The organism is Pseudoalteromonas sp. MBR-15 (assembly GCF_053628915.1).
Genome location: NZ_JBRJHH010000017.1, coordinates 43,124 through 67,255 on the forward strand (window position 1 = coordinate 43,124; position 24,132 = coordinate 67,255).

Here is a 24,132-nt window from a genome sequence, read left to right on the forward strand (position 1 = left end):
TTAATGAGTTATCAGGTTCTAGCAAGGAAATGGCGACCACAAACCTTTCACGAGTTAGTGGGACAGTCTCATGTTAAGCAAGCGTTAGTGAATGCATTAACACAAAACAGACTTCATCATGCTTATCTCTTTACTGGAACCCGTGGGGTGGGTAAAACAACCATCGCACGTATATTTGCTAAAAGTCTAAACTGCGATAAAGGGATTTCTGCAGAACCTTGTGGTCAATGCTCAAGCTGTACCGACATTGAAGCGGGTCGCTATATTGATTTATTAGAAATCGATGCGGCATCGCGCACCAAGGTAGAAGACACCCGTGAAATCCTTGATAACGTGCAATATGCACCAACGCGAGGTCGTTATAAGGTTTACCTTATCGATGAAGTTCACATGCTTTCAAAGCACAGTTTCAATGCGCTACTTAAAACATTGGAAGAGCCGCCAGAGCATGTGAAATTTTTATTAGCCACGACCGACCCACAAAAACTGCCAGTGACAATTCTATCGCGCTGTTTACAGTTTAATTTAAACGCGTTATCACAATCAGAAATTCATGATCAACTTGCTCATGTTCTTAATCAAGAACAATTAAGCTTTGATGATAAATCGTTGTCTATCCTTGCTAAAGCCGCCGATGGCAGTATGCGAGACGCCTTAAGCTTAACCGATCAGGCTATTGCTCAGACAAACGGTAATATTAATCATCAAGCTGTTCAAACCATGCTTGGTTTGATGGATACACATTACAGTCAAACCATGTTAGCAGCGGTTTTATGCCAAGATGGTGATGCACTTCTGGCCGAAGTGAAAGCGGTTGTCAGTCGAAACCCAAATTTTGTCGCCTTATTGGATGATTTAATTGCACTTACTCACCTTATTCAGCTTGTGCAATTAGTCCCCAGTGCCGCTGCACTTGATGAGACTAACCGAGACTTTATTGAGCAGGTTGCACAAACAACCGATGCTCAACAAATGCAAGTGTATTACCAGTTGCTGTTAAATGGTAAAAAAGATTTGCAATGGGCACCGGATGCAAAACTAGGGTTTGAAATGATCATGTTGCGTTTGTTGGCATTCCAACCTACACAATTTGCGCAAAGCCAAACACCGACAAATAGTCAGCAGCAGGTAAAACCAAGTGGTGCAGGTGCACTACGTGATATCTTAAAAAAATCATCAGCTCAGCGTGAACAAGCAGCATCCGAGCAAACGTCTACGGCAGTAAACCAAGCACCTTTGCAGCCACAGCCAATAAAAGCCGAGCCTACGGTTACACAATCGGCAGCACCACAGATTGACCTAAAACCTGAACAAAAAGTCGATAATACAGCTGAGCAGTCACAACAACCTAGTCAATCTTTTGATACGTCAGGGAGTTCTGACAAACAGTCAGCGGCTTCTTTGTATCAACAAAATAGTACCGATACGCCTGATATGCCAGCGACAGAATACTATGATGATTACGATGCTCAAATGGACTCATCGCTTGCAGCGCAATATGATGATGTGATGAGTAGCGCTTATGATCAGGGTTTTATTGCTAACGAGCCAGATGTGCAACCACTGCCGCAGGCAGAGCAAACAGCGCCTGTGCAATTACAACAGCAGCAAAGCTTGGCTCAATCGGCAATTGCACGTATTTTAAAAGATCGTAATATTTCTGGTGCAGGGCGTTTAAGCGGTGCTGCAAGTCAAACTGACATAAAGCCAGAGCCCGCGGAATCGACAGTACATGAACCAACGCAACATGGTTCAGCATCAACGAATTTTCAACCTCAGCAGCAAACAGTGGTTGCTGATGTAAAAAAGCCAAGCCCCCAGCCGACGGGGGAGAGCAGTCATAAAGTAAAAAAAGTCGACTTTAAAGCAAAGCATCAAACCATAACAGAAAATTTAGCCCCTGAGTTGCTTGAGCAGATTAATCCACAAAAAGCACCGGAGCCTGTAGCAGAAGAGCCTAGTATTCCTGTTCCTGATGATTTTGAAAGCCCGATCAGCAGTATTAAATTTGCACACGAACAAGATGAATGGGCTTATTTAATAAAACGTATGGGACTAGGTGGGCGTATGCGTCAATTTGCGCTACATTCTATTTTCACAAAGAATGATCGTCAGCTTCATATTGAAGTCGACTCTTCACAACGTCACCTCGACAGCGCCGTACTAAGACAAAAACTCAACGCAGCGTTAAGCGAGATTTATGGCCATAATGTAGAGCTCAATATCGACTTTGCAGATGGGGTGATAGATTCGCCTTATTTGATTCAGCAAAAGATTGATGCAGGCCGCCATCAACAAGCAATAGATGTAATAAATAGCGATGAGAACATTGTGCAATTTCAACAATTATTTAGCGCAATAATCGACGAAAACAGTATTCAGGCATTGTAATTACACACAATAGCCCTTATCTTCATGCCAATTAAAGTAGTTTAGAAAGAGAGACAGTTATGTTTAAAGGTGGAATGGGTAACATGATGAAGCAAGCGCAGCAAATGCAAGAGCGCATGCAAAAAGCCCAAGAAGAAATCGCAAACCTAGAAGTTGTAGGTGAAGCAGGTGCAGGCCTAGTTAAAGTAACGATGCTAGGTAACCACAATGTACGTCGTGTAGAGCTTGACGAAAGCCTAATGGAAGACGACAAAGATATGATCGAAGATTTACTTGCAGCAGCATGTAATGACGCTGTACGCCGTGTTGCCGAAGAAACACAAGAGCGCATGAGCAAAGTAACTGGCGGTATGCAATTACCACCAGGTATGAAAATGCCATTCTAAGTGAACATTTATGCAACTATCGCCTAGTTTAACACAGTTAATTGAAGCACTGCGCTGCCAACCGGGTATTGGCCCGAAGTCAGCACAGCGTATTGCTTTTCATTTACTTGAACGCGACCGCCAAGGGGGTAAACAACTTGGCCACGCACTCACAAAAGCAATGGATGAAGTAGGGCACTGTCAGTCTTGTCGTACCTTCACAGAGCAGCCTGTGTGCGATATTTGTTCAAGTGTTAAACGCCAAGATAGTGGTTTATTGTGTGTGGTTGAATCGCCAACCGATGTACTTGCTATTGAACAAACCGGACAATATCAAGGGCTTTACTTCGTTTTAATGGGTCACTTGTCACCAATTGATGGCATAGGGCCCAAAGAAATCGGCCTTGATATCCTAGAGAGTAAACTGCAAAACGGTGGCATTAATGAGGTGATCCTCGCAACCAACCCAAGTGTTGAAGGTGAAACCACAGCCCATTATATTGCAGAGCTTTGTCACAAATACCAAGTGAATGCTTCACGCATTGCTCACGGTGTGCCAGTTGGTGGTGAGCTTGACTTGCTTGATGGCATGACCCTAATGCATGCCTTTAGCGGGCGACGCGCAGTAAATCAAAACTAATACCCAAAACGGTATCAAAAGCCTGCTTAATGCAGGCTTTTTTGTGTTTTATCTCCAATTTACCTGCAAATTTAATTTTTTGCCTTGAAGTTCCTAAAGCCTGCCCCATATATGAGTCATAGTGCAGATAAGACACTTTGTTAATTGGAGATTTACACAATGACTGCAGCACAAAAAGAAACATTAGGCTTTCAAACAGAAGTCAAACAACTATTAAACCTGATGATTCATTCTCTTTATTCTAATAAAGAGATTTTCCTACGTGAACTCGTATCAAACGCGTCAGATGCGGCAGATAAATTACGTTTCCTTGCGCTTTCAAATGGCGATTTATATGAAAACGATGCCGACTTAAAAGTACGTATCAGTGCCGATAAAGATGCAAACACAGTAACCATTACTGATAACGGTATCGGTATGAGCCGTGAAGATGTAATTAACTCATTGGGTACGATTGCAAAATCAGGCACGGCAGAGTTTTTTCAAAACTTAACGGGTGACCAAAGTAAAGATTCACAATTAATTGGTCAATTCGGTGTAGGCTTTTACTCAGCATTTATCGTTGCGGATAAAGTAACGGTACGCACTCGTAAAGCAGGTGAGAGCCAAGGTATTGAATGGCAATCAGCTGGTGAAGGCGAATACACGCTACAAGAAATTGATAAGCCAACCCGTGGTACTGAAATTATTCTTCATTTACGTGAAGACGAAAAAGAGTTTGCTGATGAATATCGCTTACGCAGTATCGTTACTAAATACTCTGACCATATTTCAATTCCTGTTGAAATGTACAAAGCAGAAGTACCAGAATCTGAAGGTCCTGATGGCGAGAAAATCCCAGCACAGCCAGGCGAATGGGAAGGTATTAACCGCGCAACGGCACTGTGGACTCGCGACAAGTCAGAAGTAACAGACGAAGAATACAAAGAATTCTATAAACATATTGGTCATGATTGGGAAGAGCCATTAAGCTGGGCGCATAACAAAGTTGAAGGTAAAACAGAATACACTAGCTTGTTATACATCCCGAAAAAAGCACCATTTGATTTATGGAATCGTGACCGTCAAACAGGTTTAAAACTGTATGTGCAACGCGTTTTCATTATGGATGATGCTGAGCAATTTATGCCAAGCTACCTGCGTTTTGTGAAAGGTCTACTTGATTCAAATGACTTACCACTTAACGTATCGCGTGAAATCTTACAAGATAACAAAGTGACACAAGCAATCCGTAAAGGGTGTACATCGCGTGTCCTTAAAATGCTTGAGCGCATGGCTAAAAACCGTGAAGAAGATTATCAAACGTTCTGGAACGAGTTTGGTCAAGTGTTAAAAGAAGGCCCAGCAGAAGACATGGCAAACAAAGAAGTTATTGCTAAGTTGCTGCGTTTCTCTTCAACACACACAGACGAAAGCACACAAAATGTATCGCTTGATCAATACATTGAGCGTATGAAGCCAGAACAAGATAAGATCTACTACGTGGTTGCTGATTCATTTGCTGCGGCAAAAAATTCACCGCACCTAGAGATCTTCCGTAAGAAAGGCATTGAAGTATTGCTACTAAGTGACCGTGTTGATGAGTGGATGATGAGCTACCTAACAGAGTTCAACGAAAAATCATTCCAGTCAATCACTCGTGGTGACTTAGACCTTGGCAACATGGATGATGAAGAAACCAAAAAAGCGCAAGAAGAGTCAGAAAAAGAAGTGGCAGGCTTAGTTGAACGTATTAAGACAGCCCTAGGTGATAGTGTTAAAGATGTACGCTTTACGCACCGTTTAACCGACTCGCCTGCCTGTGTTGTTGCTGATGAGCATGACATGAGCTCGCAAATGCAAAAACTAATGGAATCAGTAGGTCAAACAGTGCCTGAGCAAAAGCCAATTTTTGAGCTTAATCCAGAGCACCAACTTGTGAAGCATTTAAATGTTGAACAAGATGAAGACAAGTTTACTCAGTGGTCACATGTCTTACTTGACCAAGCATTATTAGCAGAGCGAGGTACCTTAAAAGACCCTGCAGGCTTTGTAACTCGCTTGAATAAACTAATGCTAGATTTAAGTAAGTAAGCGTTTTTACAGTTTGAATTAGAAAAGGAAGCCCAGCTTCCTTTTTTATTGCCGCTAATATAGGCAATTGGTATAAGTTACTTGAGGTATAGCCTCAGTTGTGGAAGAATTCAGGCTCTAAAAACAAAACTCCACTGATCGACCATAATTAAAGATTAGTATCACACAGAGGACAATGATATGCGCATTATTCTTTTGGGCGCGCCGGGTGCAGGTAAAGGTACTCAAGCTCAGTTTTTGATGGACAAATACGGTATTCCACAAATTTCTACGGGCGATATGCTGCGTGCAGCAATCAAAGAAGGTACACCGCTTGGTCTTGAAGCTAAAAAAGTAATGGATGCAGGTCAATTAGTATCTGATGAAATCATTATTGGTCTTGTTAAAGAGCGTATTGCAAAGCCTGATTGTGAAAAAGGTTTCTTGCTAGATGGTTTCCCACGTACTATTCCTCAAGCTGATGCAATGAGAGAAAATGGCGTGGTTGTTGACCATGTTATTGAATTTGATGTTGCTGACGAAATCATCGTTGAGCGCATGGGCGGTCGTCGTGTACACCCAGGTTCTGGCCGTGTATATCATGTTGTTTACAATCCACCAAAAGTAGATGGTAAAGACGATATCACAGGTGAAGACCTTATTATTCGTGATGACGATACTGAAGAAACAGTACGTAAACGTTTAGGTATTTACCACGACCAAACTAAACCACTTGTTGACTATTACCAAGCTGAAGCAAAAGCGGGTAACACTCAGTACCACAAACTGGATGGTACACAAGCTGTTGAAGCAGTAAGCCAACAACTTGGTGAACTACTTGGTTAATCTTAGGATTAACTAAGCAAAAAAAACCGCCTGTTGGCGGTTTTTTGTTTTTAGTATCGCTGAGGTTATAGCTTTTTCAGTGCATCAATTGCGCTGTCGTAATCGGGCTCTTTAGAGAGGTTATCGACAAGTTGTTTGTAAACGATTTTGTGTTCCTTATCTAAAACGAACACTGCACGGGTTAATAACCCCATATCCTTAATGATCAAACCATAGTTTTGACCAAAGTCACGCCAAACAGAGTCAGACAATGCCGTGACCTTATCGATATTTTCGGCTTTACAAAAGCGTTTTTGCGCAAAGGGTAAATCAGCACTTAATGTTAGCATTGCAATGCTGGGAAATTCAGAAGCTACTTTTTCATTAAAATGTTTTGTTTGAATACTGCAAACGCCCGTATCAAGGCTTGGCACAACACTTAATAATACGGCTTGCCCTTGATAGTCGTTGAGAGTGACAGGGGTGAAATTACCATCTACGACCTTGAAGTTAGGGGCTTGCTGACCTACTTTAACACCTTGTCCAAGTAATGTGACGGGTTTCGATTGTGCAGAAACTTTGCCAGCATCTAAACTATTTTCTACTAAATTATTGGCATAACTGAATGTACAAACTGCTCCAAGAGCAAACATAAGAGGGCGTAACAACATTACTTCATTCCTTCAAATTAACGCATTTAACATCAGTGTATTATACTGAACCAATAGCTCCAAGGTTTACCACAATTTAAAATTGTAAATAACCTGTAGTTTGATTAACATGTGTGCGTAGTCCGATTTTTGTTTATAAAAATAATAATAAAGTTAGTGCATTTTGTATTGGCTAGTTCAAAAGTGCGTATTTAGAGAGAATATATGTCAACATCGGTATTAGTTTGTGATGATTCAAAATTAGCGCGTAGACAATTAGCGCGCTCTTTACCTGATGATTGGGATATAAAAGTCGAATTTGCTGAAAACGGCATTCACTGTATTGAACAAATTAAGCGTTTACAGCCTGAAATTTTATTTCTTGATTTAAATATGCCCGAAATGGATGGTTATGAAGTGTTGCAAGCCATTCAAGATCAAGGCTTACATGTATTAACCGTTGTCGTCTCGGGCGATATCCAGCCAAATGCGCATCAACGCGTGCTTGAACTTGGCGCAATCGATTTTATTCAGAAACCCTGCTCAGCAGAAAAGCTCGCGAACATTATTGAGCATCATGGTATTAAAGACAAAGCCATGCGGGAGCGCTTAGCAAATAAGCTAGGTGAGCAAGTCGACCCCGATGTACGTGACATATACCAAGAACTCACCAATGTTGCTATGGGCCAAGCAGGGGACTTATTAGCACGTTTATTGAATGTGTTTGTAAAGCTTCCAATTCCGAACGTAAATGTACTTGAAGTCAATGAGCTTGATATGGCCTTGCGGTCGATTGATGCCAATGCCTCAACGTCAGGTGTGTGCCAAGGCTTTATTGGCGGTGGCGTGTCGGGTGAAGCGTTATTGCTGTTAAATGATTCGAGTTTTAAAGAAATTGCTTCGTTAATGAATTACGAAGGAGAGCTTAACAATAAAGTTGAGCTTGAACTGTTAATGGATGTCAGTAACATCTTAATAGGCGCTATTTTGAGTGGGCTGTCAAAGCAACTTGATATGCGTTTTAGTCAAGGTCATCCGGTGGTGTTAGGTCAGCATTGTGATGTGTCTGATTTGGTTAAAGCCAATAAATCACGTTGGCAACGAACTCTCGCCATTGAGATCAGCTACGGCATTGAAAATCACAACATTAATTGTGATCTTATGTTGCTGTTTACTGAGGACTCATTAAAAACTTTAAAATATAAAGTAGCTTATTTATTAGAAGACTAAACTATGCCTGCAGCCGATTTTAATATGAATGAACTCCATTGGTTAATGGATATGTTTAATACCGTTGATGTAGGCCTTGTGGTGCTTGATAGAGACTATAAAGTCTGCATTTGGAATGGTTTTATGGAAAACCATTCGGGTTTATTGCCAAGCGCGGTAAAAGACAAAGACTTATTTGATCTCTTTCCATCAATTGATGAAAAATGGTTTCGTAGTAAGTCTGAATCTGTGTTTATTCTTAATAATCGCTCGTTCACGATTTGGGAGCAGCAACCCTATATTTTCCGTTTTAAAAACTACCGTCCAATTACCGGTAAAGCGGATCATATGTATCAAAATGCTACCTTTATCCCGCTCACCACAACGACCGGCGAAGTATCACATATCTGTATTATTATTTACGATGTGACCGATGAGGCGGTGAATAAAAAAGAACTTGAAGACGTTAATGCGAAGCTCGAACAAATGAGTCGCACTGATGCATTGACACAGCTAACTAATCGCGGATTTTGGGAGCAAAAACTACGTAAAGAATACATGCGTATTTCCAGAAGCGGTGGCTGCAGTACGTTATTAATGTTTGATATCGACCATTTTAAAACCGTTAACGATGAGCATGGACATCGTGCTGGTGATGAAGCACTGCGTCATATTGCTGATTTATTAAGAAAAACATTACGTGAAACTGATTTAGCAGGCCGTTATGGTGGTGAAGAATTTGCCGTAACTTTGCTTGATACGGATCATGAAGGTGCAATGATCTTTGCAGAGCGTTTACGTGCTCTTATTGAAAATTCATCAATTTATTTTGGTGATAAACAAATTAAACTCACGGTGAGTATAGGCTTTGCGTGCTCTGATGAGAAAAAGTTTGAGCGTTATGAAAAGTGGATTGAAGCAGCTGATCAAGCCTTATACCACTCTAAACAAAATGGCCGTAATAAAGTGACGGCTTATTCAGACTTATGACACCAATTGCAAAACAAGACTTAATCATTTTGAGGCATTAAACCTGTCGCTACCTGTGTTAAAAATGTCTGATTTACGACTGCATGGATGTAGGCGCAATTGCCGAGAACATCTAAATAACGACATTTTTGCCGTGTTATCAACGCGGTTTTATTGCCTCAAAATAGACCACCTAATTAAGCTAATTGATATTAAGTCTGGCTTTAGTTATCGAAAGGAGGGATCACTAAAATATCCGTTTTTAGTAATTTCATAACCTTTTCTGCTGTATTACCAATAAGATGCCCTTTAATTCCTGTATTACCCACCGTACCCATTATTACAAGGTCTGCACTGAGTTTTGCGGCGATACTGGGGATCACTTGCTCGACGATACCTGCCTTAATTTCTAGCTTTTCTTTGAGGTTATATGACTCAATCAGAGCGCGTTGGGCACTGGGGAGTTTTTCATAAGCATTAATAACTTGCTCATCAGAAAAAACTAACCCCAAATCGCGTAAAAAGGGCGATACATGCACGGTATAACAAGCAAAAAAATCACTTTTATAATCAGCGGCATACGCTAGACCCATTTTTATCATTGCTTCGTTAAGGCGATATTTAGTGGCTTTCTCACTGCCTAAGTCGAGCGCAGCGAGCACATTAGTATTGTTTTTCCATTTGTTATCAGCAGCTAAATAAAGCGGTAGGGGGCTGAAGCGTATAAGCTGCCAATCAAGCTCACTAAACTGTGTTTCTGCATCAATATGACGCGTTTTAATCACAAGCTCATACGCTGACGTATCAAGCTCATTAGCAAGCCACTGCTCAGGACTTTCATGCCAAAGCGTTTGGAATGTGTAGCTACCTTGCTCTAAATGGCTGTCAATTAAAGGTGATAGTGTGTCACGAATTTTACCTAATTCTTTATCCTGAATAGCAAGTGCTTCTTCGGGTGGAATCGAAAATAAAATACTGTTGGTATCTTCATAGCTAAATGCGACGATATCAATATGCCTAACTCCCTTCGCTTTTTGTTTGGCGTGAAGTATCGAGGTTTTGGCATCGGCGATAGCGTCGATGATGACCAGTATTTTTTTATCCATGTGACCTACTCTGTTGTGTGTCGTGCATCACTTTTTGGGCATTCACCAAGTAGTGAAATTTCACCGGTTGAAGATTCTTGTTCCAGTTTTACCTTAAACCCCCATAACCTGTAAAGGTGTTTCAGCACTTCATCTTTTGAGCCAGCTAACGGAATGTTTTTATGAGGTACATAGCGTAAGGTTAAAGAACGATCTCCTCTAATATCAACATTATAGATTTGTATATTGGGTTCATGATTGCTTAAATTATATTGTGCAGATAACGTTTCACGTACTTGTTGATAGCCCACTTCGTCATGTATCGCGCCGACATTAAGGGTTGGCTCTTTTTCATGATCAATAATAGTAAATAGCTTGAAGTCACGGATAATTTTAGGTGATAAAAACTGGCTAATAAAGCTCTCATCTTTAAAGTTTTGCATGGCAAAATGCAGGGTTTCTAGCCAATCGGCTCCAGCATATTCAGGGAACCACTTTTTATCTTCATCAGTGGGATTTTCACAAATTCGGCGAATATCAACCATCATATTAAAGCCCAATGCATAGGGATTAATACCAGAATAATAATTGCTGTTATAAGGCGGCTGATAAACCACATTGGTATGGCTTTGTAAAAACTCGAGCATAAAGGCATCGGTGAGTTTTCCCTCATCATACAAGTGGTTTAAAATCGTATAATGCCAAAACGTTGCCCAACCTTCATTCATCACCTGCGTTTGCTTTTGGGGGTAAAAGTATTGTGAAATTTTTCGCACAATACGGATTACTTCACGTTGCCATGATTCAAGTAGCGGGGCATTTTTCTCTATAAAATACAGAATATTTTCTTGTGGTTCCTCAGGAAATCGACGCTCGTGTTTTTTCGACTCTTGTTGAGATGTTGGAATAGTTCGCCATAATTCATTCACCTGCGATTGCAGATAATCTTCGCGTTCTTGTTGACGCTTTTGCTCTTCATACAGCGAAATTCTTTGCGGGCGCTTATACCGGTCAACCCCATAGTTCATTAAGGCATGACAAGAGTCGATAAGGTTTTCTACCTCATTAATACCGTACTTCTCTTCACAGCGCGCAATATAATTTTTCGCAAATAATAAGTAGTCGATAATAGAACCTGCATCGGTCCAGGTTTTAAATAAGTAATTACCTTTAAAAAATGAGTTGTGGCCATAGCACGCGTGCGCCATCACGAGAGCTTGCATTGGCAAGGTGTTTTCTTCCATTAGGTAAGCAATGCAGGGGTCTGAATTTATAACAATTTCGTACGCTAACCCCATTTGCCCGCGTTTATAATTTTGCTCTGTTTGAATAAACTTTTTACCGTATGACCAATGACTATAACCGATAGGCATGCCTACACTTGAGTAAGCATCCATCATTTGTTCAGCAGTGATCACTTCTATTTGATTCGGGTAAGTATCGAGCTTATAGATCTTTGCGACTCGCTCAATTTCACTTTGGTACTGTGCTAATAAATCAAACGTCCAATCAGGTCCGTCACTAATACGTTTATCGGCCATATTTTACCTCACTCGCAAGGCTATGCGGCGCCTTGCTGCTGACGATTCTTTTTAAATAATTCACGGAAAATAGGGTAAATGTCCTCTACACCACGAATATGTTGCATGGCAAAGTTGTCGTGTGTTTGTGCTATAGATTGATACTCACGCCATAAACTTTGATGCGCACGCGCCGTAATTTCGATGTACGCATAGTAACGTACTGCTTTGAGTAATTTATTGCGGAGTATTTCACCGCAATGAGGAGAGTCATCGGCCCAGTTATCACCATCAGATGCCTGTGCAGCATAAATATTCCACTCATCTGCATGGTAACGTTCAGCGATAATTTCATTCATTAATTTCAGCGCGCTCGACACTATAGTGCCACCGGTTTCTTGTGAGTAAAAAAACTCCTGCTCATCAACTTCTTTAGCTTGTGTATGGTGGCGAATGTACACGACTTCGATATCTTTGTAGCTGCGAGTCAAAAACTGATACAGCAAAATATAAAACCGTTTTGCCATATCTTTTGTTGCTTGATCCATCGAACCTGACACATCCATAAGGCAAAACATCACGGCTTTACTCGTCGGGTGGGGACGTTTTTCGTAATTGCGAAAACGTAAGTCGTAATTATCAATAAACGGCACGGCTTTTATGCGACTTTCAAGCTCTTCAATTTGACGCTCAAGCAGGGCAATGGCGGCTTTGTCGGGCTCTTCCTCTGCTTTCAAAAGCGCTAATTGTCCTTGAAGTTCGCTCAGATGTCGTTTTTTGCCCGCTGTCATTGCAACACGGCGAGCGAGCGAGCCTTGTAATGAGCGCACTATATCAATATTACTGGGCATACCATCGCTACAAAAACCAGCGCGATGCGTTTTCATTTGCACGAGTTTATCAAGTTGATTTTGCTGTAAGTTTGGCAGCTCTAAATCTTCAAATAATAAATCTAAATACTCGTCTTTAGAGATAGAAAAAACAAACTCATCTTGGCCTTCACCCGAATCACTTGCGTCACCTTCGCCACTGCCACCCCCTTGACCGCCTCCTTGCGGGCGTTTAATTTTATCGCCCGTTGAGAATTGGTCATTTCCTGGATGTATTTGCTCCCGATCGCCCCCACGTCCTTGATGAAATACAGGCTCACTAATATCGCGCTGTGGAATAGAAATACTCTCGCCACTGCTCGTATCGGTTACGCTGCGTTTATTAATGGCATCAGATACGGCTTCTTTAATCTGTTTTTTATAACGCCTGATGAAACGCTGACGGTTCAACGTACTTTTGTTTTTTCCATTCAGGCGTCGGTCTATAAAATGCGCCATAACAACCCCCTTGAAACAAACGTTTTTTACTGCGATTTTCTAACGCGTAAATACCATTCAGAAAGTAAACGTACTTGTTTTTGGGTGTAGCCTTTTTCAACCATACGGTTGACAAAGTCTTCGTGTTTTTTCTGATCTTCGGCAGAAGTTTTCGCATTGAAAGAAATAACCGGAAGCAGATCTTCGGTGTTCGAGAACATTTTTTTCTCAATCACTGTGCGAAGTTTTTCGTAACTGGTCCAAAGCGGGTTTTTGCCTTGGTTGTGCGCACGTGCGCGCAGTACGAAATTGACAATCTCGTTACGGAAATCTTTCGGGTTCGAAATACCTGCTGGCTTTTCAATTTTTTCGAGCTCTGCATTTAATGCTGCTCGATCAAAAAGTTGGCCTGTATCTGGGTCGCGATATTCTTGATCTTGAATCCAAAAATCAGCATAGGTTACGTAGCGATCAAAAATATTTTGTCCGTATTCAGAATAAGACTCTAAATAGGCAGTTTGTAGTTCTTTGCCAATAAACTCGACATACTGCGGGATTAGATAGCCCTTTAAGTGACTTAGGTAGCGTTCTTCCACATCGGCTGAGAACTGTTCGCGCTCAATTTGCTGCTCTAAAACATAAAACAAGTGAACAGGGTTTGCTGCGACTTCTGTGGTATCAAAGTTGAACACTCGCGATAAAATTTTAAAGGCAAAACGTGTAGAGAGCCCAGTCATGCCTTCGTCAACACCTGCATAATCACGGTATTCTTGGTATGACTTCGCTTTCGGGTCGGTGTCTTTTAAGCTTTCACCGTCGTAGACACGCATTTTTGAATAGATGCTTGAATTTTCTGGCTCCTTAATACGTGAAAGAGTGGTAAATTGTGCCAATGTTTTTAATGTGCCTGGTGCGCATGGCGCATCGTGAAGTTCACTGTTTTCAAGAAGTTTGTTGTAAATTTTCACTTCTTCAGAAACGCGTAAGCAGTAAGGTACCTTAACAATATAAACACGGTCCAAAAATGCTTCGTTGTTTTTGTTATTTTTAAATGTTTGCCACTCAGATTCATTCGAGTGAGCTAAAATCATGCCGTTGAAGGGAAGGGCACTAATACCTTCGGTGCCATTATAGTTACCTTCTTGGGTGGCCGTGAGTAGCGGGTGGAGTACCTTAATAGGTGCTTTAAACATTTCCACAAATTCCATCAACCCTTGGTTCGCTAAACAAAGTGCACCTGAATACGCGTAAGCATCAGGGTCATTTTGTGCAAAATGCTCAAGCTGACGAATATCGACTTTACCGACTAATGCCGAAATATCTTGATTGTTTTCATCGCCCGGCTCCGTTTTGGCGATCGCAATTTGATTCAAAATAGAAGGGTAGCGTTTTACCACTCTAAATTGGCTTATATCACCATTGAACTCACTTAAGCGCTTGGCTGCCCACGGCGACATCACTGTTTTTAAATAGCGAGGCTTAATGCCGTATTCTTTCTCGAGTAGTTCAGCATCTTCGTTTGGATCAAACAAAGCGAGAGGGTGATCATTGACAGGGGACCCTTTTATTGAATAAATAGGCACTTGTTGCATCAGGTATTTTAGTTTTTCGGCAATAGATGATTTACCCCCGCCCACAGGGCCAAGTAAATACAATACCTGCTTACATTCTTCTAAACCTTGCGCAGCATGCTTTAAGTAAGAAACGATTTGTTCAATGGCATCTTCCATACCATAAAAATCGTGGAATGCAGGGTAGCGTGCAACGACACGATTGGAGAATAATCGGCTGAGCCGCGCATCGGTCGATGTGTCAATAATTTCAGGCTCACCAATGGCCATTAACAGGCGCTCAGGTGCGCTTGCGTAAGCTGATTTGTCCTTCTTACAGATCTCGAGAAATTCCTCAATACTGTATTCTTCTTCTTGCGCTGCTTCGTATCGTGATTGGTAATGCTCAAAAATACTCATAGAGACCTCCGAAAACCCGCTAAAATGACGTGTAATTAGATTAAGAAAAAAGCAAAGGTTAATTAAAGCTTAGTCACGATTTTGAATTTTTGCGCAAGAAAATTAAGAATTTAATTGAAAAAAGATCATCTTGGTACGCATTTATTATGGCGCTTGGGCTGCGGCTGAACAGTGATATAAAAAAGGCAATAAAAAAGACGCCGGAGCGTCTTTTTTTAATTACTGCAAGTTAAACAGAATTAAGCGAAGTTAGCGTTCGCGAAATCCCAGTTAACAAGTGCCCAGAAACCTTTTAGGTAATCAGGACGAACATTACGGTAATCGATGTAGTAAGCGTGTTCCCACAGATCCACAGTTAGGATTGGTGTAACACCTTCATCAGTTAATGGTGTAGCAGCATTTGATGTGTTAACGATATCAAGTGTGCCGTCAGCTAGTTTAACTAACCAAGTCCAGCTTGAACCAAAGTTGTTTACAGCTTTGTCGTTTAACGCGTCTTTGAATGCTTCGAAAGAACCCCATTTAGCGTTGATAGCGTCTGCAATAGCGCCAGTTGGTTCGCCACCACCGTTTGGAGATAGGCTGTTCCAGTAGAATGTGTGGTTCCAGATTTGCGCAGCATTGTTAAATACACCACCTTCTGAAGAACAAACGATTTCTTCTAGAGATTTGTTTTCGAATTCAGTGCCTGGGATCAGACCGTTTAATTTCACAACGTATGTGTTGTGGTGTTTACCGTGGTGAAACTCTAGAGTCTCTTTTGAAATATGTGGCTCTAATGCATCGATTGCGTATGGTAGTGACGGTAGTTCAAATGCCATTTTTTATCTCCATCTTCTTGGTTGATAGTCCACTCAGTTATAGGTAATAGCGAGGTAAACAGCGTACTCACCTATACCAAATGGTATTATAGTGTTACTATAATTGTTGAGTATTTTACTCAAGTTTTAGCAAACAGCAATGCTATTGCTAAAGACTCTTTAAAATTGTGACTGTGATAGTCCATTTTAAGTTATATATCTGAGGCCACAGTGAATATTTTTCAAGGCCAGTGTAGTAAGTCAATGTCTTTTGAGGTTGTAAATGGAAACCATCGATAAAATTAAACAGCAAATTTCTGAAAACCCAATCCTTTTATACATGAAAGGATCACCAAAATTACCTAACTGTGGTTTTTCTTCTCAAGCATCACAAGCTTTAATGGCGTGTGGTGAACCGTTTGCTTACGTTGACATTCTTCTTAATCCAGATATTCGTGCAGAGTTACCTGCTTACGCTAATTGGCCAACATTCCCACAACTTTGGGTTGAAGGTGAATTAATTGGTGGCTGTGACATTATCATCGAAATGTTTCAACGTGGTGAATTACAACCATTAATCACAGAAACAGCAGCAAAGTACAAAGAACAAGACGCTGAGTAATCTTACTTAGTTTGCCGAGAAAGCCGCATAAGCGGCTTTTTTATTGCGCTAAAATCACATGCACACTTAAGCCACCTTGCTCGCGGTTATGAAGGCTAATTTGCCCGTGATGTGCTTCAACTATTTCTCGGCACAGCGCTAGCCCTAAACCACTGCCTGTCGATTTAGTGGAGTAAAAGGGGATCAGTGCATTCGCCATTACAGTTTCGCTCATGCCTTTGCCTCTGTCGCTCACAGTAATGTGGGTGCTGGCCATTTCTTGTTGAATACTCAGACTGATGTCTTCAGGTTTAGTACCTGATTCGTACGCATTTTTTAATAAATTAATCAGCAGTTGCTCAAGCTGAGTATGATCGGCTTGTGTGTTTACGTTATCGCCAAGAGTAATATTGACTTGCCATTGGCTTTTTAATTGCTCGACGATTGATGGCCAGTTAATCGCTGATAACTGAGGAGTGGGTAATTTGGCAAATTTACCATAGCCTTGAACAAATTCATTAAGGTGTTTGATACGGTCTTCAATGGTGGTGAATACGCGTTTTAAACGTGGCTCGTCGACTTCTTTTGTTAATAACTGTGCGCTGTGGAGCATTGATGACATTGGGCCCAGCGAATTATTGAGTTCGTGGCTGATGATTCGGATTACTTTTTTCCATACTTCAACCTCTTGGCGGCTGAGTTCCCGTGTGAGCTGTTTGAACACATACAGTTGGTGGTATTGATTATTAAGTAATAAGCGGCCCGTTGCCATATGCCAAGTTTGTGATTCTTGTTCCGTTTTATCGAGGGTAAATAAGCCATCAATCCCTTTGTTGATAGCACGTGTCAGTTGTTCAGAGCAGGTACTAATCACATTTTCTAGTTTAAGTCCTTCGATAGCTGATTTTGCTTCAAACAAGCTACGAGCACTGTGATTACTGTAAACAATAAAACCTTGATCGTTAATAAGTAGCACCGCTTGCTCAGAGCTTTGCAGTACTTTGTCGAGCATTAATTCACGTTGGTATATCCATTGCTTTTCTTGGCGAAGTTGCTTTGCTGTTTGGTTATAAAGTCGGCATAAGTCACCCAGTTCATCTTTGCTATCATAGGCCAAAAGGGTGGCCAGTTCACCGTCTTTAAAGTTAAGCAATCCAGATTCAAGAGACGCAATACCGTCAGCTAAAGGGCGGCTTAACTGGTACGCCAAAAGGCCAGCTAGCAAGGCGCAACCAATGACCGCAAGCAAAGTATAAAACCCAGGAAGAGCAGCAAAATAGCTTACCAGTAATAGAGGGACTACCGCTGCAACAACACACAATAGAATAATCTTATTTCTTAACATTAGTAATCTATCTTAAATTTATCGAGTCTGCGATACAGCGCTTGTCGGCTAAGACCAAAATGTCGCGCAACTTTAGCAATCACCCCTTGGTGTTCGCGCATTGCCAGTTCAATATCGTGCTTTGTCGGTTCACTTTTTATTGATGTGGCTTTAGTGGTATCGACGTTTAAGCCAAAGTCGGCAAGTTCAATAGTGCCAGTTGGTTTTAATACGGCAGCCCGTTTACACGCATTTTCAAGTTCACGTACATTACCCGGCCACGGATGGGCAAGCAGGGCTTTCTCGGTGCTTAGAGACACACTGCGATGTGGTAAAAAGTGTGCCACTAGGGCAAGAATATCATCGGGTCTGTCAGCTAGGCTAGGCAGGTTTAACTCAATAACATTGAGGCGATAATATAAATCTTCCCGAAAATGACCCGCTTTAATCGCGTGCGTTAAATCTTCGTTTGTTGCTGATATAACCCGCACATTTACTTTTCGAGTTTGCGTTGATCCTAAACGCTCAAATTCGCCGGTTTGCAGAATACGTAATAATTTCATTTGACCGGACAACGGTAGGTTGCCTATTTCGTCTAAAAATAATGTGCCCCCATCGGCGGCTTCAAAACGGCCAATGCGTTGCTTGGTGATACCTGTGTACGCGCCAGCTTCAGCGCCAAACAATTCAGCTTCAATGAGTTCATTTGGCAATGCACCGGCGTTAACAGTGATAAAAGGATGGTCTGCAAGCAGAGAGTTGGCTTGGATTATCTGTGCTATGCGCTCTTTGCCACTGCCATTTGGGCCAGTGATAAGCACTGATATGTCTGACTTTGCCACCTGAATAGCAAGATTAACAATATGCTCCATCGCTGTGCTTTTATAAATAAGGCCGACAAGATTGGCAGTTTTAATAGAATCTTCGCGTTCTTGCTGGTGGCGTGCGAAAGTTTCATTTTGTTGTTTCGCTTTACCAAGTTCGAGTAAATTATTGATACAAGTAAGCAGTTTTGTATCGTCCCACGGCTTTGGTAAATAGTCTGCGGCACCCGCCTTTACAAGTTCAACAGCTGTTGCAAGCTCTGTCCATGCGGTGATTAAGATAATAGGCAGTAATGGGTTTATATCGCGTAAGTCATAAAACAGCGCCTTGCCTTCTTCACCCGAGGTGGTGTCGGCGGTAAAGTTCATATCTTGAATAACTAATGAAATACGCTGGTATTGTACTGCTTGGATTGCTTCAAATGGGGTGCTTGCAGTAACCACGGTAAAATTGTGGATCTCTAATAATAATGACAAGGCGTCTAATATCGCGGGGTTGTCATCAACAATAAGTATTTTTTCCATATTATTATTTTTTTGCTGTTTTCCTAAATATGTTAAGTAAGTCCGGTGCAAGGGCCAACTTAAGTGTGTACTTATAAATGCTACACTGTAAATCCAGTGTAGCATAGCTTGGGAGAACTAAATGGTGCGTGTTGCAATGCTGGGTGAAATGTTCGCAGCTCGTTTGGCTGGCGCAAGAACCGCAAGCAAACTCATAATAAACACAGCGCTTGCAGTGGCAATTACATAACGCACATCTAACTGAGCAATCGAGAAATGTTGCATCAGTAATTGGCCTAAATACATCGCTGCTATCATGCCTATTACTAAACCTACACTGCAAATCATGGCATTTTCGACTAAAAAGTAGCTAATAATGGCGGACTTTCTTGCTCCAAGAGCACGGCGAGTCCCAATTTGTTTCGTGCGTTTACTAATATTAAAGAGTGTAAGACCAAAGATACCCAGCGCAGTGACCAACACTAAAATTGTGATTAAAACAATTAACATACGCATCATAAGCGTGTCTTCAGCCATGTACTGCTCTTTGTCTTCATCAAGGCCGCGAATGCGCGAGATAACGCGTTTGTTGTAGTTTTTAAGCATGGCTTCTTCAACACGGTTCATTACAGACTGGCGTTGCCCAGGCTCTGTTCTTACGACAAAGCGTGCATTGCTACCTGCTTTAATGAACGGAATTAATGCCACATTATCTGGGCGACTATCTTTAAGCCATGGGCCTTTCATTACATCGACAATACCAATAATTTTTAAAGGAATATCACCAAAGTAAATAGATTGACCTAAGCCATTACCATCAGGGAAAAGCTCATCAGATAGACTTTTACTCACCACGATGACCTTCGAAAGCTCATCGTAATTCTCTGTTACGATCACTTCGTCTTCGCTGTAATTACGCCCAGCAATTAAGTTAACACCGTACGTGTTAATACCGTGCTCGTCGATAAACATATATGAGCTACGTGCCGATTTACTCTCTTGTGGCGCCGGTTTTAAACTAAAGTCAGATGATGAACCACTGCCCGAAAGAGGTGTGGTACTAGAGTAAGCAGCATCAACCACCCCAGGAATTTGACGTAACATAGCTTCATCAAGCTCGTATTGTTGGCTTGGCGAGGTGTCTTGTCCGAACATCATCACATTAAAAATAAAAATGTCTTGTTCTGGGTAGCCTGTTTCTTGGCTTAAATAGCTAATTCTATCTTGAATAATAAACGCGGCGTTACTGACGATTGCTGTGGTAATGGCAATTTGAATTAGTAACAGAATAGCCCCTACCTTTGAGCGGCATAAGGCATGAAATATAGGTTTAATTTCTAACATAACACAGTTCCTTATTGGCTCTTAAGGTAAATAGCAGGGTTGGTTTTACACACCAGCCACGCAGGGTAAAGACCTGCGATTACACAGGTACTAATTGCTATTACAGGGGCGCTAAGTAACATGGTTAAATCCATGGTGGCTAAGCTTTGATAGTAGCTGTAGCTTTGGCGCACACCTAAAAGTCCCACTTGGGCTAAAATAACCCCGAAAATACCGCCTAAAAACCCGAGCATGGCCACTTCGACAATGTGTTGAAAGAAAATTTGGCGTTTGCTTGCGCCTAAAGCTCTGCGTACGCCAACCTCTGGCGCACGGCGAAGAAATTTAGCCAGTAATAAGCCTAGAATATTTGCCAAACATACCGCTAAAAACATAAAGCTTAGGCCAACGAGAATTTCGTTATCTTCACTTACCACATTGTTGTATTCCATCCACTCGTTTACATCACGCAATTTCGCTTCAAGCTTTTCGCGGTTAAAGCGACCACGCTTTTGCTGTTCTTGCATATAAGCCATTAAGAAATCTTCATACGCTTGCTTTTCTGCGGGTGTTTTTAGTTCGACCCAAAATTGCAGCCAAACTAATTCAGAATTAAGCTTGTCGTTAAACGTATTGGTTTTTTCGTGCTTCCAGCCGTTTGTATTGCCCCAGTTTTCAAGCTCACGTGCTTTTAATAAGCTAAAAGGCAGGTAGAGTTGTTCGGTTTTATTAAATGCGCCGTTATTTAAATCGTAATATTTGGTCGTAATATTCCAGTCATCCATAACCCCAACCACTTCATAGCTTGCATCATCAAGGTAGATAATTTTGCCAACAGAGTTTTCTCCTGCAAATAGTTTGTCGTTGAGCTTTTTACTGATAACGACTACAGGTGCAGCAGTTGCTTCTTGTTGCTGACTCCACACGCCACCGTATAAAAATGATAAGTCAAACATGTCGAAGAAGTCGGGGGTTGTTAAACGCGCCTGACCAATAAATGGTTTTACGGTATCGGAGTCTAAATAAACAGAAAATCCAGTGCGCACCATCGTGACGCGCTTACCACCGGCTTCTGCCTTATTTAAATTAACCGCGTCTTGATAGGTTAATTGCATTGGTAAATTATCTTTTGTCCACCAAGTTGAACCCTCGTCCATTATTTGCAATTGCACACTGTATAGTTGGCTACTCTTTTGCGGGATCGGATCGGCAGACATCATGTGATACACCGACAAGCTCGTCATTGTTACACCAATGCCAATGGCAATCGCTAATACCATTAAAAAACTCACTAAGGGCGTGCGCTTAAAGCTTCGCCAACTTAAATCTAGATAATGAAGGAACATGACTATACTCCTGCCGCTTTGAGGTTTTGCGTGCCTTGGTAAAGCGTGAAATCGGCAAGTTGACCGTCCACCACTTGGATATTTCGCGGGGCTCTTCGGGCAAGTTCAGGGTCGTGAGTAACCATGACAATGGTGGCGCCATCACGATTAATTTGTTCGAGTAATTCCATTACTTGGCGCGCCATTAAGCTGTCTAGATTACCCGTTGGCTCATCGGCAAGTAAAAAACGGGGTTCACCTGCAAGTGCTCTGGCAATGGCCACGCGTTGCTGTTGCCCACCTGAAAGTTGTTGCGGTAAATGCTTAGCACGTGACGCTAAACCTACTTGCTCTAAACATTGCTCAATACGACGTTTACGCTCAGCAGCTTTAATTCCTCGATATCGCAGAGGTACTTCAATATTTTCATATAGATTTAAATCAGGTATCAGATTAAACCCCTGGAAGATAAAGCCTATTTTTTGGTTCCGTAAATCAGCACGCTGATTATCGTTAAGACCACCGACATCAATACCATCTAAAAGATACTGGCCTTCTGAAAACGGTTCTAGCATACCGGCAATATTTAAAAAGGTCGTTTTGCCTGAACCACTCGGGCCAGTAACAGCAATAAATTCACCTTCTTCTACATGGAGATTGAAATCACGTAATGCATGAGTTTGTACCATGTCTGTTTGATACACTTTGCTGATGTTGTTCATTGTAAGCATAATAATTATTCCTTGTTGCTGTTAGCGTAATACGAGAGTCGGTGCTTGTTTATAACGGTCGTAGTTAGAGATGATTAGCTTATCGCCTGGTTTTACCCCTTCTAACAGTTCAACGGCATTGATACTGCTAGCACCTGTTTTTATATCGATTAAATAGGCCATGTCGCCGTCTACTTTATAGGCGCGGGTACCGCCTTGTTGTAAAAACGCACCACGCTTAACTTGTAAAACATTGTCGCGGTTCTCCAAAAGAATGCGTGCGGTTAAACGTTGGTTTTGGCGAATGCCGGTAATTTCTTTATCGAAGCGAACACGTGTTGTGACTTCACGGTTATTCACCTCCGGCGAGATTGCTGATAATGTCCCCATGACTTGGCGGGCACCGAGAGTTAATTCTACTTGCATGCCAAGGCCTAGCTCATTGGCATAGCTTTCAGGTACTTGCAACTGTGCTTCAAAATTACTTAAGTCAACCAGTGTCATTAATGGTTGGCTTTGTGTAACCGCTTCTTTAGGTTGCACGAGTAAATTACCTACAATGCCACTGACGCTGGCTTTAATTGTTAACTCATTAACTTGGCGTAATAAGTCATCCACAATGAGTTGTTGACGAGCAAGGTCTCGCTCTGCAGCTTTTAGCTCGAATGCCAGTGTGTCTTTAGCAAGGCTGACTTCTTGTTCTGCATGCTTGAAAGAGAGTTTCGCGCGAGCTAAATCGTCAACGGCTTTTTCTAAATCGATCTGACTTATAAGGTGCTTCTCGATAGATAATTGCGCGCGGCGGTTTTCTCTATCAGCGGCATTTAGCTCTACCTGTGCCAAATCAAGTGCTTTTGTTAAGCTTAATTTTTGTCTACGTGCTTCAAGTTGCTTTCGTTGTAATTCGCCATCTAAACGCGCCAACACAGATTGTTGTTGTTTTAATTCATTGGTAAGCTCTGGGCTTTTAACCACAGCAATAATTTCGTTTGCTTCAACTTTGTCGCCAGCCTTTACGTTAAGATCGACAAAGCCGCGCTCGGGGCTGTAAACTTTAGGTGCATTAGCCGCGACAATTTTCCCGCTTGCTGCCACATCTCTAATTAAGGTTTGCTGAGTCACTTCACTTATTTGTAAGCTGGCTTTATCAACAGACACACTCCCATCGTTGCTCGCAAAGAGTGCTTGAAAGCCAAGGGCACTCACAATAAGAATACTCACAGTGAACAACAGTGGTTTTTTAATGTTTCTTTTTTTAGCCACGGTTATATCTTGGGCACTGGTATCTTTAATCATCATACTTCCTTACGATTCTCAAAAAATATAATCATGAAGCCAATGGCAATCATGGTAAGTGGTGATGTCATAAACAAACTCATAGTGAACATGTTTCGATCCTCTAATTCGATAATGTCCTATCTATACCAATAGTGTGCCAATATTTAACTTGCTGATTTTTAATGTTTTTATTTTTATTTGAGGTTTTTATTCTGTCCGCGGACAGAAAAAGTGTCCGCAGCGGACACTTTTTAAAGTGCATTGGTTGACGCAGAGGTAAACACCTAAAGGTAAGTAAGACTAAGGTCGGCTGCTAAAAAGTGCTATTTGTAACTAAGCTTAATGTATTGGTAAATATTTAAGCAGCTAACAGCTGAGAGAGCGCAAAATAACTGCATTACTATGCATGATTTGAATATTTATGCAAAATGAGTTGTCAGTTTACGTTAACGTAAACTAT

The 24,132-nt window shown here is 41.5% G+C and carries 20 protein-coding genes; 8 read left to right on the forward strand and 12 right to left on the reverse strand.

Annotated features, from left to right (window positions below; all coding sequences use genetic code 11):
- The first annotated feature begins 3 nt into the window (after positions 1 to 3).
- The 5 genes from dnaX (at position 4) to adk (ending at position 6,294) form a co-directional block, all read left to right on the forward strand.
- The gene (dnaX, locus tag ACSSVW_RS18485) at positions 4 to 2,391 is read left to right on the forward strand and encodes a DNA polymerase III subunit gamma/tau (protein ID WP_065978713.1); all 2,388 of its coding nucleotides are present in this window, start codon (positions 4 to 6) and stop codon (positions 2,389 to 2,391) included.
- Positions 2,392 to 2,450: 59 nt separating this feature from the next.
- Complete coding sequence (locus tag ACSSVW_RS18490) at positions 2,451 to 2,777, forward strand: YbaB/EbfC family nucleoid-associated protein (RefSeq protein WP_036967566.1); 327 nt, start codon at positions 2,451 to 2,453, stop codon at positions 2,775 to 2,777.
- Positions 2,778 to 2,787: 10 nt separating this feature from the next.
- Positions 2,788 to 3,396 carry a recombination mediator RecR gene (gene recR, locus ACSSVW_RS18495; protein WP_036967569.1) on the forward strand — a complete coding sequence of 203 codons (609 nt, stop codon included), beginning with the start codon at positions 2,788 to 2,790 and terminating at the stop codon, positions 3,394 to 3,396.
- Between the two features lie 159 nt (positions 3,397 to 3,555).
- The gene (htpG, locus tag ACSSVW_RS18500) at positions 3,556 to 5,469 is read left to right on the forward strand and encodes a molecular chaperone HtpG (protein ID WP_036967589.1); all 1,914 of its coding nucleotides are present in this window, start codon (positions 3,556 to 3,558) and stop codon (positions 5,467 to 5,469) included.
- 180 nt (positions 5,470 to 5,649) lie between these two features.
- Positions 5,650 to 6,294 (forward strand): adenylate kinase, encoded by a 645-nt coding sequence (adk, locus tag ACSSVW_RS18505; protein WP_454179892.1) that lies wholly within the window; start codon positions 5,650 to 5,652, stop codon positions 6,292 to 6,294.
- A 65-nt stretch (positions 6,295 to 6,359) separates the two neighbouring features.
- Here the strand turns inward: adk and tpx are convergent, their stop codons facing one another.
- A complete protein-coding gene (tpx, locus tag ACSSVW_RS18510) occupies positions 6,360 to 6,941 on the reverse strand; it encodes a thiol peroxidase (protein ID WP_454179901.1) in 582 nt (193 codons plus the stop codon).
- Positions 6,942 to 7,148: 207 nt separating this feature from the next.
- Here tpx and ACSSVW_RS18515 point away from each other — a divergent pair, with 207 nt between their 5' ends.
- Both ACSSVW_RS18515 and ACSSVW_RS18520 read left to right on the forward strand, forming a co-directional pair.
- Entirely contained in the window at positions 7,149 to 8,153 is a 1,005-nt protein-coding gene (locus ACSSVW_RS18515) for a response regulator (RefSeq protein WP_036967595.1), read from the forward strand.
- Between the two features lie 3 nt (positions 8,154 to 8,156).
- Positions 8,157 to 9,122, forward strand: coding sequence for a sensor domain-containing diguanylate cyclase (locus ACSSVW_RS18520; RefSeq protein WP_036967597.1), 966 nt, complete (start codon positions 8,157 to 8,159; stop codon positions 9,120 to 9,122).
- Positions 9,123 to 9,325: 203 nt separating this feature from the next.
- Here ACSSVW_RS18520 and ACSSVW_RS18525 read toward each other — a convergent pair whose 3' ends face one another.
- From ACSSVW_RS18525 to ACSSVW_RS18545, 5 genes are all read right to left on the reverse strand, one after another.
- Complete coding sequence (locus ACSSVW_RS18525) at positions 9,326 to 10,207, reverse strand: universal stress protein (protein WP_065978711.1); 882 nt, start codon at positions 10,205 to 10,207, stop codon at positions 9,326 to 9,328.
- Between the two features lie 5 nt (positions 10,208 to 10,212).
- Positions 10,213 to 11,727 (reverse strand): SpoVR family protein, encoded by a 1,515-nt coding sequence (locus ACSSVW_RS18530; RefSeq protein WP_036967604.1) that lies wholly within the window; start codon positions 11,725 to 11,727, stop codon positions 10,213 to 10,215.
- A gap of 20 nt (positions 11,728 to 11,747) precedes the next feature.
- The gene (locus ACSSVW_RS18535) at positions 11,748 to 13,034 is read right to left on the reverse strand and encodes a YeaH/YhbH family protein (RefSeq protein WP_036967607.1); all 1,287 of its coding nucleotides are present in this window, start codon (positions 13,032 to 13,034) and stop codon (positions 11,748 to 11,750) included.
- Between the two features lie 26 nt (positions 13,035 to 13,060).
- Positions 13,061 to 14,983 (reverse strand): PrkA family serine protein kinase, encoded by a 1,923-nt coding sequence (locus ACSSVW_RS18540; protein WP_036967610.1) that lies wholly within the window; start codon positions 14,981 to 14,983, stop codon positions 13,061 to 13,063.
- A 239-nt stretch (positions 14,984 to 15,222) separates the two neighbouring features.
- Positions 15,223 to 15,804: a superoxide dismutase gene (locus tag ACSSVW_RS18545; protein ID WP_036967613.1), complete on the reverse strand. Its 582-nt coding sequence runs from the start codon at positions 15,802 to 15,804 to the stop codon at positions 15,223 to 15,225.
- A 262-nt stretch (positions 15,805 to 16,066) separates the two neighbouring features.
- Between ACSSVW_RS18545 and ACSSVW_RS18550 the strand changes: the two genes are divergently transcribed.
- Positions 16,067 to 16,405, forward strand: a complete 339-nt coding sequence (locus ACSSVW_RS18550; protein ID WP_036967616.1) for a Grx4 family monothiol glutaredoxin — start codon at positions 16,067 to 16,069, stop codon at positions 16,403 to 16,405.
- A 40-nt stretch (positions 16,406 to 16,445) separates the two neighbouring features.
- Here the strand turns inward: ACSSVW_RS18550 and ACSSVW_RS18555 are convergent, their stop codons facing one another.
- The 6 genes from ACSSVW_RS18555 to ACSSVW_RS18580 all read right to left on the reverse strand — a co-directional run bounded on the left by ACSSVW_RS18555 (position 16,446) and on the right by ACSSVW_RS18580 (position 23,690).
- Positions 16,446 to 17,729 carry a sensor histidine kinase gene (locus ACSSVW_RS18555; protein ID WP_454179894.1) on the reverse strand — a complete coding sequence of 428 codons (1,284 nt, stop codon included), beginning with the start codon at positions 17,727 to 17,729 and terminating at the stop codon, positions 16,446 to 16,448.
- On the reverse strand, positions 17,729 to 19,057 hold the full coding sequence (locus ACSSVW_RS18560) for a sigma-54-dependent transcriptional regulator (RefSeq protein ID WP_454179895.1): 1,329 nt from the start codon (positions 19,055 to 19,057) through the stop codon (positions 17,729 to 17,731). Before ACSSVW_RS18560 ends, ACSSVW_RS18555 begins: the two co-directional genes overlap by 1 nt.
- A gap of 117 nt (positions 19,058 to 19,174) precedes the next feature.
- On the reverse strand, positions 19,175 to 20,380 hold the full coding sequence (locus tag ACSSVW_RS18565) for an ABC transporter permease (protein WP_036967624.1): 1,206 nt from the start codon (positions 20,378 to 20,380) through the stop codon (positions 19,175 to 19,177).
- A gap of 11 nt (positions 20,381 to 20,391) precedes the next feature.
- Positions 20,392 to 21,705 (reverse strand): ABC transporter permease, encoded by a 1,314-nt coding sequence (locus ACSSVW_RS18570; protein WP_454179896.1) that lies wholly within the window; start codon positions 21,703 to 21,705, stop codon positions 20,392 to 20,394.
- Between the two features lie 2 nt (positions 21,706 to 21,707).
- The gene (locus ACSSVW_RS18575; RefSeq protein ID WP_036967628.1) at positions 21,708 to 22,415 is read right to left on the reverse strand and encodes an ABC transporter ATP-binding protein; all 708 of its coding nucleotides are present in this window, start codon (positions 22,413 to 22,415) and stop codon (positions 21,708 to 21,710) included.
- A 21-nt stretch (positions 22,416 to 22,436) separates the two neighbouring features.
- The gene (locus tag ACSSVW_RS18580; RefSeq protein WP_454179902.1) at positions 22,437 to 23,690 is read right to left on the reverse strand and encodes an efflux RND transporter periplasmic adaptor subunit; all 1,254 of its coding nucleotides are present in this window, start codon (positions 23,688 to 23,690) and stop codon (positions 22,437 to 22,439) included.
- Positions 23,691 to 24,132 lie beyond the last annotated feature (442 nt).

What these genes read in the sequence shown, in the direction of transcription:
- dnaX (WP_065978713.1), top strand. Translation starts at nt 4, where the DNA reads ATGAGTTATCAGGTTCTAGCAAGGAAATGGCGACCACAAACCTTTCAC.
- ACSSVW_RS18490 (WP_036967566.1), top strand. Translation starts at nt 2,451, where the DNA reads ATGTTTAAAGGTGGAATGGGTAACATGATGAAGCAAGCGCAGCAAATG.
- recR (WP_036967569.1), top strand. Translation starts at nt 2,788, where the DNA reads ATGCAACTATCGCCTAGTTTAACACAGTTAATTGAAGCACTGCGCTGC.
- htpG (WP_036967589.1), top strand. Translation starts at nt 3,556, where the DNA reads ATGACTGCAGCACAAAAAGAAACATTAGGCTTTCAAACAGAAGTCAAA.
- adk (WP_454179892.1), top strand. Translation starts at nt 5,650, where the DNA reads ATGCGCATTATTCTTTTGGGCGCGCCGGGTGCAGGTAAAGGTACTCAA.
- ACSSVW_RS18515 (WP_036967595.1), top strand. Translation starts at nt 7,149, where the DNA reads ATGTCAACATCGGTATTAGTTTGTGATGATTCAAAATTAGCGCGTAGA.
- ACSSVW_RS18520 (WP_036967597.1), top strand. Translation starts at nt 8,157, where the DNA reads ATGCCTGCAGCCGATTTTAATATGAATGAACTCCATTGGTTAATGGAT.
- ACSSVW_RS18525 (WP_065978711.1), bottom strand. Translation starts at nt 10,207, where the DNA reads ATGGATAAAAAAATACTGGTCATCATCGACGCTATCGCCGATGCCAAA.
- ACSSVW_RS18530 (WP_036967604.1), bottom strand. Translation starts at nt 11,727, where the DNA reads ATGGCCGATAAACGTATTAGTGACGGACCTGATTGGACGTTTGATTTA.
- ACSSVW_RS18535 (WP_036967607.1), bottom strand. Translation starts at nt 13,034, where the DNA reads ATGGCGCATTTTATAGACCGACGCCTGAATGGAAAAAACAAAAGTACG.
- ACSSVW_RS18540 (WP_036967610.1), bottom strand. Translation starts at nt 14,983, where the DNA reads ATGAGTATTTTTGAGCATTACCAATCACGATACGAAGCAGCGCAAGAA.
- ACSSVW_RS18545 (WP_036967613.1), bottom strand. Translation starts at nt 15,804, where the DNA reads ATGGCATTTGAACTACCGTCACTACCATACGCAATCGATGCATTAGAG.
- ACSSVW_RS18550 (WP_036967616.1), top strand. Translation starts at nt 16,067, where the DNA reads ATGGAAACCATCGATAAAATTAAACAGCAAATTTCTGAAAACCCAATC.
- ACSSVW_RS18555 (WP_454179894.1), bottom strand. Translation starts at nt 17,729, where the DNA reads ATGTTAAGAAATAAGATTATTCTATTGTGTGTTGTTGCAGCGGTAGTC.
- ACSSVW_RS18560 (WP_454179895.1), bottom strand. Translation starts at nt 19,057, where the DNA reads ATGGAAAAAATACTTATTGTTGATGACAACCCCGCGATATTAGACGCC.
- ACSSVW_RS18565 (WP_036967624.1), bottom strand. Translation starts at nt 20,380, where the DNA reads ATGTTAGAAATTAAACCTATATTTCATGCCTTATGCCGCTCAAAGGTA.
- ACSSVW_RS18570 (WP_454179896.1), bottom strand. Translation starts at nt 21,705, where the DNA reads ATGTTCCTTCATTATCTAGATTTAAGTTGGCGAAGCTTTAAGCGCACG.
- ACSSVW_RS18575 (WP_036967628.1), bottom strand. Translation starts at nt 22,415, where the DNA reads ATGCTTACAATGAACAACATCAGCAAAGTGTATCAAACAGACATGGTA.
- ACSSVW_RS18580 (WP_454179902.1), bottom strand. Translation starts at nt 23,690, where the DNA reads ATGATTAAAGATACCAGTGCCCAAGATATAACCGTGGCTAAAAAAAGA.